The following is an 11,721-nucleotide window of genomic DNA, read 5'->3' on the forward strand; positions in this document are numbered from 1 at the left end:
TCTACGGGGTATTTCAGGACGTGCTTGGCGAACTGGGTGCAGCCTTTTCTTTCGATCGTTATGCCGATGAAATCATGCGGCAGACGATGCTCGACCCTGCAGGGATGCAGACGGTGGAGTTCGGTGTCCTTGGCGCTCTGGGTCTTGGGGCCCTCGCTTCGTTTGCCCTGATGATCATTCGTAGGTCAGGCACGGCTGCTGCGGGTTTCGCTCTCCTTGTTCTCACTGCGCTTTCCCAGGCGATGCTCTTCGGCATCCTCGATTTCGTCACAGGCAGCACGCAGATCCTGATCGGCGCCCTGACGGCAAGTGCGCTCCTCCTCTTCGTCAATGCGGTGCTCCACACGGGCCGCGAGAACATCCTGATCGCTGGCCTTTCGGCGATCATCATCCTCGGCACCCTCGGCCTTGCTGGCGCGAACGCAGCGGGCATGGACTTCGCCGAGGAGGCGCGGCTGGCGATGGCTGGAGCCACCGCGGTCTCCGCGATCCTCCTCATCTACGCGATGGTCCGTGATCCGGCGGGCAAGGCGTTCCTGGGTCTGACCATCATTCTTGCCCTGGCGGCTTCGTTCCTGATGAGCGATCCGATCTTCCCGGTCATGCGCTCCATGATGCCGGTCATTTTCCCGTCCGTTCTGATTGCAGCAGGGATGCTGCTCGCGACCCTGACGGCCCCGTTCTTCGCCGACGAGATGCGCATGCCTTCGCGGGCCGAGCGCCGTGCTGCTGCCGAACCCGTGGCGATGCCAGCGTCGCTCTTCGGAGACGATGATTCACTCCCGCAGCATTCAGGTATCAGCCGCCACCGCCCGCAGGAGCGGGAGGATTTCACGCCCCCGTCCGTGACGAGCTATCGTGAGGAGCAGCCCGAGCCGGCTCCGCGCCAGGATGGAGCCCGCGACGCGGACCGCTTTGACGGCGTCGCCGCAGCGGCTGCCACGGCTGCCGCATTCACCGCGGCGGCTGCCAAGGATGGAGACCCTGTCTCCAGCTACTGGCACGACGATCACACCGCGATCATCGAGGCCGAGGCCGAGGAGTATGTCTGGGACGTCCTCGCCAATCCTGAAGTTCGCCTGGGCGAAGACGTGCTCCGCGCGTTCGGCGGCATGTCGCCTGAGGAGATGACCCCTGAGGGCCTGCGTGAGCGCCTGTCCCCAGAGAGCCTTGCTGCCTTCGACGATGAAGTTCTTGGCGGTGGAGAGCCTGTATCCGGGACGTTCGAGACGCGCCTTGAGACGCACGGTGCCATCTTCACCTTCCGGGGCCGCCGCAAGGTCGACCATGACGGCATCCTGATGCGGATCGACGCTGAGGTGACCGAAGTTGAGGCAAAGGCCCAGCCCACTGCAGCGCTCGCAGCTCCCGCCTCAACCGCGGAACCGCTGAGCCCGCAGGTGAAGCCCGCGGCGACCCTGTCTGGCGGCGGCGTCTCCGGCGTGGTCGTGGACCTCAACGGCGTGAGCAAACCAGAGGACGTCCGCCTCCTGATCGACGACGCGGGCAGGGCGCTGGCTGGCCTCATGGCCTCGGGTGTGAAGCGTCCGTTTGCCCTGATCGACAGCACCTCAGGCCGTGTCCGGCCGGGTGTCCTTGCTGCCGCTGTGGGCAAGGCGAGCCGCGTCCATGAGCTGCCCCGCAACGCAATGGTCGTAACCTTGCCGGTGCCGACGCCTCGCGAGATGAAGGGCTTCAAGGCTGCTGCTGAAGACATCCGCACGGCGGGCGGCGGCGTTGGCCTGACGATTGAGAGCTTGAAGGACAAGCTGCCCAAGAAGTTCGAAGCGGACATGCTGCTGGTGAGCGCTGTCGACGTCCTTCACCCGAAAAAGCGTGGCCGGAAATCGGCGATCGAGGCGCTCCTGCGGAAGGTCGAGGCGCCCGTGCTGGTCAGGGATCTCGGTGACGAGGGCGATGCCGACCATGCCTCCGAGGATGGCGCGCGCTTTGGATCGGGCAGGGCGTTCGCAGGCCTCGCTATTCCGCTCGCGGGTGCTGCACCAGAGGAAGAGGCGGGCTCAGGCATTGCGCCGCTCAACCACCCCGGCGGTGCGGTTTCCGCGATGCGGGCTAACGGCCTGCGCTAGGCGCTAGTTGGGCCTGATCATCGGGCTTTCATTGCCATCGAACTGACCAAGGTCTGAGACGCCGAGCGTCGCCATGGCCTGGTCCCACGTCTTCGAGGTCTGTCCGAAGACCAAGCTGGCCGTCGCGTCGAGGCTGAGCCAGTCGTTGCGCTTGATTTCGTCCTCGAGCTGCCCGCCGTCCCAGCCTGCATGACCCATGATCAGGAGCCATTTCTCCGGCGGCGTGGACTTGCCGCAGATCAGCTCGAGCGCGTCCTTGGTCGCCGTTAGGCCGATCTCGGGCGTGACGATGACAGTGTCTTCCTCGCGATAGTCGAGGGTGTGGACGACCGCGCCCCGTTGCAGGTCTACGGGGCCGCCAAATTGGACGGGCCTTTCCACGGCTTCACCTGTGGCTTCGATCTGCATCTCCTGAACCATCTCGGCCACGCTGACGCCCTTCATCGGCTTGTTCACGATGACGCCGAAGGCATGCTCCTCGTCATGGCTGCAGATCAGGCAAACCGAGCGCTCGAATGGCGTGTCTGCGAGATGCGGCAGCGCGACCAGCATCTTCCCGGTCAAGCCGCTACGGAGATCAATCGAGGGATGCGTTCTTTGAGCCATGTCCAGATAATAGCCTAGGTTAAGAAGCGTTCCATGCGACCAAGTTCACGCCTCCGGCAGCTTTCCTGACAGCGCGTTTCGACCCCTGCAAAAGGCCCTTGCTTTTGTCTGCGATGCCCCTTCATCCCCTGAAGAGAAACGCAGGAGACGACCCATGATTTCCAAAGGCGACAAGCTGCCCAGCATTCAGGTTTTCGAAGCCACCGGTGAGGGCCCCAAGCCCGTGACCACCGAAGAGCTTTTCAGCGGCAAGAAGACCGTGCTCTTCGCCGTTCCCGGAGCATTCACGCCCACTTGCTCGGCCAAGCACCTTCCCGGCTTCGTAGAGAAGCAGGATGCGCTGAAGGCCAAAGGTGTCGACCAGATCGTCTGCATGTCCGTCAACGACGCCTTCGTCATGAAGGCCTGGGGCGACAGCGCAAACGCCGACGGCATCACCATGCTGGCTGACGGCAACGCGGCGCTGACCGAGGCCCTCGGCCTCGAGATGGACGGCACCGGCTTCGGCATGGGCAAAAGGTCGCAACGCTTCGCCATGGTGCTCGACGGCACCGAGGTGAGCGAGGTTTTCGTTGAGGATCCGGGCGCTTTCGAAGTGTCCTCCGCCGAGCATGTTCTCGCGAACCTGTAACGGTTTTTCGCCGATGTGACCCGATTGCGCTTTGCAATCGGGTTCGGCTCTGCTCATCTTATGAGGATGACCGCGCACGCAGCCATTCCCGTTTCGCAGCCCGCCCTGGCGCGGCGCGAACGCGTGCAGGCAGCGGCCAGCTCCCTCGTCGTGACGTCCGGAGCGGTCCTCGCCGCCCTTGCATTTGTCGCCGCTCTGCTCGTCAGCCTACCGCTGATGCTCGCCGCCAGCGCGACGCTCCACCCCACCGTCGGCAAACGACGCGGCTGGCGCGAGCTGGAGCCTGTCGAGGCGTAGTTTTTATCTCACGGGCCAGAGGCGCTCATTCTAGCTTGCGCTATCGCTTCGCTATTTGAGTGGGCTGGAGCGGTGCATGAGCGCCGGGCGCACGCTTGTGCGCCTTCTGGCGGAACCGTTGGGAAGAAGTCACTAGCTTTGAGGTGCCGCCTCCCTCTCCGACCGGGGATAGGGATCGAGGGTGAGGGCGTTCAGGCGACCAGCTCCAGAGCCCTCACCCGAAATCGGAGATTTCGACCTCTCCCCAAGGGAGAGGTGACACCCCCAGCTGGCTTAAAGGAGGCCGTCGCCGTCCGGGTCGAGGAACTCGTGCAGGTGAACGATGAAGTAGCGCGTGTGAGCGCTGTCGACGGTGGCTTGGGCTTTGGCGCGCCAGGCTTTGTCGGCCTCAGCCTTGTTCGGGAAGATGCCGACGATGTCGAGCTTGTCGAGGTCGCGGAAGCGGGCTTCGCGGGGGCTGGTCAGCTCGCCGCCGAAGACGAGGTGAAGGAGTTGCGGGGCTTGGGTCTCGCTCATCGGAAGTCTTTCTATGTCTGGATGGACCGGAGGTCGCCCGGCAGGTGCGACAACCGTTCAATGATGTGCGGATAAAGGCCCGGGCTGGCGCAGACAAGGCCCCGCTGTTCGGGTTTTTCCTGTCCGAAGCGGAAGGACTTTCCGAGGTGGTCCGAAACCTTCGCGCCGGCTTCTTCCGCGATTAAAGCACCCGGCGCTGCGTCCCAGTCAGCCTTGGGCACGAGCGCTAATGTCCCGTCAAACCGACCCGCGGCGACACAGGCCATGCGGTAGCTGGTCGAGTTCTTGTAATGAACGCCCATCTCCGGCCAGGGCTCAGGCCAGCTGGGGTGCTGGAACATCCGCTTCTGGCCCAGCATCTGGCAGTCCTCGAGGCCCTTGCAGTCACTCGCGGAGATAGGCTTGCCGTTGAGGGTCGATCCGCCGCCGAGGGAAGCAGCGAACGTCTCGTTTCGCGCTGGAGCATGGATCACCGAAGCGACCACGCGCTCGCCTTCGGTCACCGCGATGCAGACCGTGAACTGGTCATCGCCCTGAAGGAACGCGCGGGTGCCATCGATCGGATCAACGATGATCGTTCGCGGCGCTTCGAGGCGTGAACGGTCATCGCAGCTTTCCTCGGAAAGCCAGCCATAGTTCCTCCGCGGCCCATCAAGGAGCGCCTCGCGCAGGATGGCATCGGCGCGCATGTCGGCTTCGGAGACCGGGCTGTCGTCGCCCTTGGTCCACACCTTCACCGACCGGTCCCGCCACAGCGGCATGATCGCCTCGCCAGCCTCCCGCGCCGCGCCGATCAGCACGTCGCGTTCAGCTGCATAGGAGGGGAGGCCGTCAGTCGCCTGCAATGGTCATCCGCTCGATGATAAGCGTCGGCGCGTTGATCGAGCCCTTACGCTCGAGGTCGCTGCCCGCAACGATCGAGCCCCACATGTCCAGGAGGTTCCCGGCGATGGTGATCTCGCTCACCGGATGGGCAATCTCGCCGCCTCCGATGGCGAAGCCTGAGCAGCCGACGGAGTAATCGCCAGTGTTGCCGTTGATCTGTGGGCCGAACATATCGGTCACGAGGAGGCCGTTGCCTGCTTCCTTGATCAGCTCCTCAGGCGTCTTGTCACCGGGCAGGAGGTCGAGGTTCGACGGGCCGGATGATGGCGCACCACCGGTGCCGCGCTTGGCCCGGCCATTGGTCTCGAGGCCCAGCTGCTTGGCCTGCGCGGCGTTGAGATACCATTGGGTGAGGACGCCTTTGTCGATCAGGTCGAAAGCCTCACAGGTCACACCCTCGCCGTCGAAGGGCTTCGACCCGAAGCCGCGGGGACGGAGGGGGTCATCGCGGACGATGATGCTTTCAGGGAAGAGGCGCTCGCCGAGCTTTTCGAGGAGGAAGCTCGTTTTGCGGGTGATCGCACCGCCATTGGCTGCGCTCGCGAGGGGGCCGAGCAGGGATGCAGCGAGGCGGCGCTCGAAAATCACCGGCGCCTGCTGGGACTTCATCTTCTTGGGGTTGAGGCGGCGGACGGCGCGCTCGCCAGCCTCGCGGCCAACCTCTGCGGCCTCTTTGAGATCCGAGATGTGGACGGCGGCGTCGCTCTCATAGTCGCGCTCCATCGCCGTGCCTTCGCCTGCGAGGACCGAAACCCCGACCGAATGGCTGCCGCCAAACTTGCGCCCGAAGAAGCCGTGGGAGGTGGCAAAGAAGCTCTCACCCGCCGAGACACTTGCGCCTGCGCCCGAGGAGTTGGTGACGCCCTCGACGGCGCGCGCCGCATCTTCGCAGAGCTTCGCCCGCTCGGTCAGTTCCTCCGTAGACGGCTCATAGCCATCGGAGAGGTCGAGATCAGGATAGGGCGCGCTCGCCAGCCTGTCCGCCGGGGCAAGGCCTGCATAGGGATCAGACGGCGCAAGCTTCGCCATCTTCACTGCCCGCTCGACGAGCGTATCCAGCGCATCCTCGCGGAAGTTCGTGGAGCTCACCGTCGCCTGGCGGTCGCCGACAAAGACCCGGAGGCCCAGGTCCTGGTTCTCCGACCGCTCCACCTCTTCAGTCTCGCCAAGGCGCACCTGAACGGACGCGGAAAGGCTCTTGTAAAGAAGAGCATCGGCAGCATCAGCGCCTTGCGCTTTGGCCTTGTCGAGGAGGGCGGAGAGAAGCTTCTCGGGATCAGCGGTCATGCTCGGGCAGGTAGCGTGCGCTGCAGCACCTGTCCAAGGATGAATGAGCGCGCCTGAGCCCGCGAAGCCGCATTGACGACCCGGCGATTCGCGGGCACTCCCTTCCGGTGGCGCGTATGCCACGCCCCTCAGCGGGAGACGTCCTGAGAGATCAGGAGGCCGAAGGCGCAACCACCCCGGAAACGCTCAGGCACAAGGGACCGCCAAGGGGATCGTAAAGGCTGGAAAAGGGCTGGCAGGCCCTGCCGAAGGAGCAAGCCGCGGGTCCGCCCGCCGCCAATCTCTCAGGCGCCCTCAGCTCCCCTGAAAAGGGGAGAGGGTGAAGACAGCCGGGGCCGTTCGCGGGATTATCCCGCAAGATGGAGGCCCGACGCTTGAGCGACCTGAAACAACTTCCCCTCGATGGGCTGCACCGCGAGCTTGGCGGCAAGATGGTGCCGTTCGCAGGCTATGACATGCCCGTGCAGTACCCGATGGGCGTCAAGGACGAGCACCTCTGGACCCGCGCCAAGGCTGGCCTTTTCGACGTCAGCCACATGGGCCAGGCAGTCCTGTCGGTGGAAGGCGGTAGCCATGAAGACGTCGCTGCGCTGATCGAGGAAATCGTCCCCGGCGAGATCAAGAAGCTCGGCTCTGGCCGCATCCGGTACACGCTCCTGATGGCTGACGATGGCGGTGTGCTGGATGATCTGATGATCACCCGCCTGCCGACCGAGCTTGGCCATGAGGGCGACCTGGTCCTGGTGGTGAACGCTGCCTGCAAGGACGCCGACTATGCCTATATCGAGAAGAAGCTCGGGGGGCGCGCGAAGCTGACAGTCAAGGACCGCTGCCTCCTCGCGCTGCAGGGTCCTAAGGCGCATGAGGTGATTGCTGCGCTCGACCCCGAAGCTGCGACCATGCCCTTCATGTCGGGGCGGGTGACGCAGCTCGATGGCAAGAACGTCATGCTGTCACGCTGCGGCTACACAGGCGAGGACGGCTACGAGATTTCCGTGGCGAACGAGGATGCCGAAGCGCTGGCGCGCACGCTCCTCGCCCGTGACGACGTCGCGCCGATCGGCCTTGGTGCGCGGGACTCGCTGCGCCTTGAGGCAGGGCTTTGCCTCTACGGCCATGACATGGACCCAGAGATTTCGCCGGTTGGCGCGGGCCTCAATTTCGCGCTCGGCAAGCGCCGCCGGACAGAAGGCGGCTTTGCGGGTGCTGACCGCGTGCTCCGTGAGTTGAAGGATGGCTGCCAGTCGATCCGCGTCGGCCTCAAGCCTGAAGGCCGCGCGCCTGCTCGCGAGGGCACGGCGATCATGACCGAGAACGGCGCCGTTATCGGCAAGGTCACTTCGGGCGGCTTCGGCCCCTCCGTGGGCGGACCGATCGCCATGGGCTATGTTCCCATGACCCATGCGGAGGAGGGCACCCAGGTGATGCTCGACATCCGCGGCAAACTTCATCCTGCGCGCGTGGTGCGCATGCCCTTCGTTGAACCCCGCTACTATCGAGGACCCTCAGCATGACGACGAAATTCACCAAGGACCATGAGTGGGTCCGCCTCGACGGCGATATCGCGACCGTTGGCATCACCAAGCACGCCGCCGAACAGCTCGGCGATGTCGTATTTGTTGAGCTGCCGGACGTCGGCAAGAGCTTTGGCCAGGGCGACGACATGGCGGTCGTCGAATCGGTCAAGGCGGCTTCGGACGTCTACGCGCCCGTCGCTGGCGAGATCGTTGAGACAAATGGCGCGATTGTCGACGCGCCCGAAGGCGTCAATGACGGCCCCGAAGGCGACGGCTGGTTCGTGAAGATGAAGCTCTCGGACGCTTCACAGCTCGACGAGCTGATGGACGAAGCGGCTTACAAGGAACACGCGGCGGATGCGTAAAGGGACCTCGATCGGGGTCGCCGTTGCCGTGGGAGTTGGCATCGGCGTCGCGATCAAGGACCCGGTGGCCGGTATGGCCACCGCAGGCGTTATCGCCATCCTGCTGATCTTGTTCGGTAGGCTGAGGAAGTGACGCGAAGCGTCATCCCGGACTTGATCCGGGATCCATGTTTTGACCGCTCCGCGGTCGATGGGTTCCGGGTCGGAGCCCGGAATGACGATGGGATTTGAACCCCTCCCGAGGGGAAACTGGTGGAAAGACGATGCGGTACCTACCCCTGACAGATGCCGACCGGCAGGCGATGCTGGCGACCGTCGGTGTCGAGACGATTGATGACCTTTTCAGCGATGTCCCCAAGGACGCGCTGAACCCCGACCTCAAGCTGCCCGATCACAAGGGCGAGTTCGAGGTGGAGCGTCACCTCTCAGCTTACGCGAAGAAGAACCACGCCGCGGGCGACGGGCCGTTCTTCGCGGGCTGCGGCGCCTACCGGCACCATGTCCCGGCGACGGTGGATCACATCATCCAGCGCTCGGAGTTCCTGACCGCCTACACGCCCTACCAGCCCGAAATCGCTCAGGGTACGCTGCAATATCTCTTCGAGTTTCAGAGCCAGGTGGCCGAGCTCACCGGCATGGAGGTCGCCAACGCCTCCATGTATGACGGCTCCACCGCAACGGCCGAGGCTGCGCTGATGGCGCGCCGGATCACCAAGCGGAACAAGGTGGTCATGGCCGGTGGCCTCCATCCTCATTACGCTGAGGTTGTCCGCACCAATGAAGAGCTGATCGGCGACACGGTGCTCCAGGCTCCGGCAACGCCGGGCGCGGGCGCTGTCCTCGATATGATCGACGATGAAACCTCTTGCGTGATTGTTCAGTCCCCGGACGTCTTCGGCTTCCTACGTGACCTCGAAGGCATCACCGAGAAAGCCCACGCCCGCGGCGCGCTTGTGGTCGCGGTTGTGACCGAAGCGGTCTCCCTCGGCCTCCTCAAATCACCCGGTTCGCAAGGCGTCGACATCGTGGTCGGCGAGGGCCAGTCGATCGGCAACGCGCTGAACTTCGGTGGTCCGTACCTTGGTCTCTTCGCTGCGCGTCAGAAGCATATTCGCCACATGCCCGGCAGGCTCTGCGGGGAAACGGTGGATGCTGACGGTCGCCGCGGATTCGTCCTGACCCTCTCGACGCGTGAGCAGCATATCCGCCGTGACAAGGCGACGTCGAACATCTGCACAAACTCCGGCCTCTGCGCGCTGGCCTTCACGGTCCACATGTCGCTGATGGGCGGCAAGGGCCTGCGCGAAGTCGCGACGCTCAGCCACGAGAGCGCCTGCAAGACCGCTGATGCGCTCGAAGCCATCGATGGCGTCGAGGTCCTCAACGACACCTTCTTCAACGAGTTCACTGTCCGCCTACCGAAGAATGCCTCGCAAGTGGTGGACAGCCTCGCGGAGCAAGGCATCATCGCAGGCGTCCCCGGTGGCCGCCTCTGGCCCGGCCGTGAGGAGACCGAGAACCTCCTCATCATCGCCGCCACCGAGCTGACCCAGGACAGCGATATCAAAGCCCTCGCCAGCGCACTCCGCGCGGCGGTCTGAGGGAGGATCATCCGATGACGAACGAAACCTTCACCGGCCACAAGGGCCTCCAGCTCGAAGTGCCCCTCCTTTTCGAGGAAGGCTCCTACGAGAAGGCGGGCGTGGACCTGCCGCAGCCGTCTGGCACCAAGAGCCGCCTTGGCGATCAGGGCGCTGAGCACGCACCCCACCTGCCGGCGTTCACCGAGCCCCAGGCGATGCGCCACTTCGTGCGCCTCAGCCAGAAGAACTATGCCATCGACATGGGCATCTTCCCGCTCGGCTCGTGCACGATGAAGCATAATCCGCGCCTCAACGAGAAAATGGCGAGGCTTCCGGGCTTTGCGGATCTCCACCCGCTGGCGCCTGAGAAGACGGCGCAGGGTGCCCTCGCTCTGATCCATGAGCTGCAGGACTGGCTTTGCGAGCTGACCGGTATGCCGGCCGTGGCCATGTCGCCGAAAGCCGGTGCCCACGGCGAGCTTTGCGGCATGATGGCCATCCGCGCTGCGATCGTGGCGAAGGGCGAAGAGAAGACCCGCACCCGGGTCCTCGTCCCTGAATCGGCCCACGGAACGAACCCTGCGACGGCTGTTCAGTGCGGCTTCACCGTGGACAAGCTTCCGGGCACGGAAGATGGCCGTGTCGATCTCGAAGCCATGAAGGCGAAGCTCGGCGACGACGTCGCGGCGATCATGGTCACCAACCCCAACACCTGCGGCCTGTTCGAGCGCGACATCCGCGCCATGGCCGACGCGGTGCATGAAGCTGGCGGCTACTTCTACTGCGACGGCGCGAACTTCAACGCCATCGTCGGCAAGGCTCGCCCCGGCGACCTCGGCGTCGATGCGATGCACATCAACCTGCACAAGACCTTCTCGACGCCCCACGGCGGCGGTGGTCCGGGTTCAGGCCCGACGGTGCTGTCCGATGCGCTCGCACCCTTCGCGCCGATCCCCGCTGTGGTGAAAGAGGGCGAGACCTTCCGCCTGATCGAACAGGAAGAGGGCGACTTCGCCGATAGTTTTGGCCGCATGGTCGCCTTCCACGGCCAGATGGGCATGTTCGTCCGCGCGCTCAGCTACATGCTCAGCCACGGCGCCGATGGCCTCCGGAAAGTGGGCGAGGACTCGGTCCTCAACGCCAACTATGTCCGCGTCCGCCTCGCCGAGGAGATGACTCAGGGCTACCCCGGCCCTTGCATGCACGAGGCGCTGTTCAGCGATAAGTGGCTGAAGGACACCGGCGTCGGCACCCTCGATTTTGCGAAAGCGATGATCGACGAGGGCTTCCACCCGATGACCATGTACTTCCCGCTGGTCGTCTCGGGCGCGATGCTGATCGAGCCCACCGAGACCGAATCGAAGGCATCGCTGGACGAGTTCTGCGATTCGCTCCTCGGCCTCGCCAAGGCTGCCAAGGCTGGCGAGACGGAGCGCTTCAAGAACGCGCCTTACTTCGCCCCGCGCTCGCGCCTCGATGAGACCAAGGCTGCCCGCCAGCCGAAGCTCCGCTGGGTCGAGCCGGAAGAAGGCGCCATGGCTGCCGAGTAGGCAACAACCCTAGGCCCGCAGAGCGTCAAGCTCGGCGGGCTAACGCTTCAAGGCGCTGAAATACTTAGAGAATAGGCTCGACGGCCCCGGTGCTCGTGGGCTGCGGTCCGCCGATCCCTGTGCGCTGGCAATTGGCGAAACCCTCGCGCCAGCCAGCGGCGTAGCTCGGCTGGTTCTGGAAAAGCTCGTCATTGCGGAAGCTGCGGGTGTCGAACGCTGCCCGGCGCGCTTCGGCCGTGCGGCAGCCGTCGGAGAACCCTTCCGTGAAGTAGGGGCCTTCATCCACTTCGGTGACCGTGGTGCAGGCGCCCAGCGCCAGGACGGCTAGAGCGAACAATGCTGCGGCGCGCATAAGCGACCTTCCCGTGACGAAAACACAGCTTAAACCCCAAAC

General features: G+C 64.5%; 13 protein-coding genes and 1 riboswitch. Of the genes, 8 read left to right on the forward strand and 5 right to left on the reverse strand.

What is annotated here, in order from left to right; genetic code table 11:
- The first annotated feature begins 20 nt into the window (after nucleotides 1–20).
- A complete protein-coding gene (locus HK107_RS09725) occupies nucleotides 21–2,090 on the forward strand; it encodes a hypothetical protein (protein WP_173199214.1) in 2,070 nt (689 codons plus the stop codon).
- Nucleotides 2,091–2,093: 3 nt separating this feature from the next.
- On the opposite strand, the gene HK107_RS09730 is transcribed toward HK107_RS09725, so the two are convergent.
- On the reverse strand, nucleotides 2,094–2,696 hold the full coding sequence (locus HK107_RS09730; RefSeq protein ID WP_173199217.1) for a YqgE/AlgH family protein: 603 nt from the start codon (nucleotides 2,694–2,696) through the stop codon (nucleotides 2,094–2,096).
- Between the two features lie 154 nt (nucleotides 2,697–2,850).
- Between HK107_RS09730 and HK107_RS09735 the strand changes: the two genes are divergently transcribed.
- Nucleotides 2,851–3,327 carry a peroxiredoxin gene (locus HK107_RS09735; RefSeq protein WP_173199219.1) on the forward strand — a complete coding sequence of 159 codons (477 nt, stop codon included), beginning with the start codon at nucleotides 2,851–2,853 and terminating at the stop codon, nucleotides 3,325–3,327.
- Between the two features lie 60 nt (nucleotides 3,328–3,387).
- Nucleotides 3,388–3,624 (forward strand): hypothetical protein, encoded by a 237-nt coding sequence (locus HK107_RS09740; protein WP_173199221.1) that lies wholly within the window; start codon nucleotides 3,388–3,390, stop codon nucleotides 3,622–3,624.
- 273 nt (nucleotides 3,625–3,897) lie between these two features.
- Here HK107_RS09740 and HK107_RS09745 read toward each other — a convergent pair whose 3' ends face one another.
- From HK107_RS09745 to HK107_RS09755, 3 genes are read right to left on the reverse strand one after another with little or no spacing between them, the layout of a single operon-like run.
- Complete coding sequence (locus HK107_RS09745) at nucleotides 3,898–4,140, reverse strand: DUF4170 domain-containing protein (protein ID WP_173199223.1); 243 nt, start codon at nucleotides 4,138–4,140, stop codon at nucleotides 3,898–3,900.
- Nucleotides 4,141–4,151: 11 nt separating this feature from the next.
- Nucleotides 4,152–4,985, reverse strand: a complete 834-nt coding sequence (locus HK107_RS09750; RefSeq protein ID WP_198912384.1) for an inositol monophosphatase family protein — start codon at nucleotides 4,983–4,985, stop codon at nucleotides 4,152–4,154.
- Complete coding sequence (locus HK107_RS09755) at nucleotides 4,972–6,312, reverse strand: TldD/PmbA family protein (RefSeq protein ID WP_173199225.1); 1,341 nt, start codon at nucleotides 6,310–6,312, stop codon at nucleotides 4,972–4,974. Before HK107_RS09755 ends, HK107_RS09750 begins: the two co-directional genes overlap by 14 nt.
- A gap of 122 nt (nucleotides 6,313–6,434) precedes the next feature.
- Nucleotides 6,435–6,525: riboswitch (glycine riboswitch) on the forward strand.
- Between the two features lie 161 nt (nucleotides 6,526–6,686).
- Between HK107_RS09755 and gcvT the strand changes: the two genes are divergently transcribed.
- The 5 genes from gcvT to gcvPB all read left to right on the forward strand — a co-directional run bounded on the left by gcvT (nucleotide 6,687) and on the right by gcvPB (nucleotide 11,327).
- Nucleotides 6,687–7,826: a glycine cleavage system aminomethyltransferase GcvT gene (gene gcvT / locus HK107_RS09760; protein ID WP_198912385.1), complete on the forward strand. Its 1,140-nt coding sequence runs from the start codon at nucleotides 6,687–6,689 to the stop codon at nucleotides 7,824–7,826.
- Nucleotides 7,823–8,194, forward strand: a complete 372-nt coding sequence (gcvH, locus tag HK107_RS09765) for a glycine cleavage system protein GcvH (protein WP_173199229.1) — start codon at nucleotides 7,823–7,825, stop codon at nucleotides 8,192–8,194. The genes gcvT and gcvH overlap by 4 nt, the downstream gene beginning before the upstream one ends.
- Entirely contained in the window at nucleotides 8,187–8,327 is a 141-nt protein-coding gene (locus tag HK107_RS09770; RefSeq protein ID WP_173199231.1) for a hypothetical protein, read from the forward strand. The genes gcvH and HK107_RS09770 overlap by 8 nt, the downstream gene beginning before the upstream one ends.
- 130 nt (nucleotides 8,328–8,457) lie before the next feature.
- A complete protein-coding gene (gene gcvPA / locus HK107_RS09775) occupies nucleotides 8,458–9,795 on the forward strand; it encodes an aminomethyl-transferring glycine dehydrogenase subunit GcvPA (protein ID WP_173199233.1) in 1,338 nt (445 codons plus the stop codon).
- Between the two features lie 14 nt (nucleotides 9,796–9,809).
- The gene (gcvPB, locus tag HK107_RS09780) at nucleotides 9,810–11,327 is read left to right on the forward strand and encodes an aminomethyl-transferring glycine dehydrogenase subunit GcvPB (protein WP_173199235.1); all 1,518 of its coding nucleotides are present in this window, start codon (nucleotides 9,810–9,812) and stop codon (nucleotides 11,325–11,327) included.
- A gap of 64 nt (nucleotides 11,328–11,391) precedes the next feature.
- Here the strand turns inward: gcvPB and HK107_RS09785 are convergent, their stop codons facing one another.
- Entirely contained in the window at nucleotides 11,392–11,679 is a 288-nt protein-coding gene (locus HK107_RS09785) for a hypothetical protein (protein ID WP_173199238.1), read from the reverse strand.
- Between the last annotated feature and the right edge of the window lie 42 nt (nucleotides 11,680–11,721).

This window comes from Parvularcula mediterranea (assembly GCF_013085255.1).
GTDB classification, from domain to species: domain Bacteria; phylum Pseudomonadota; class Alphaproteobacteria; order Caulobacterales; family Parvularculaceae; genus Parvularcula; species Parvularcula mediterranea.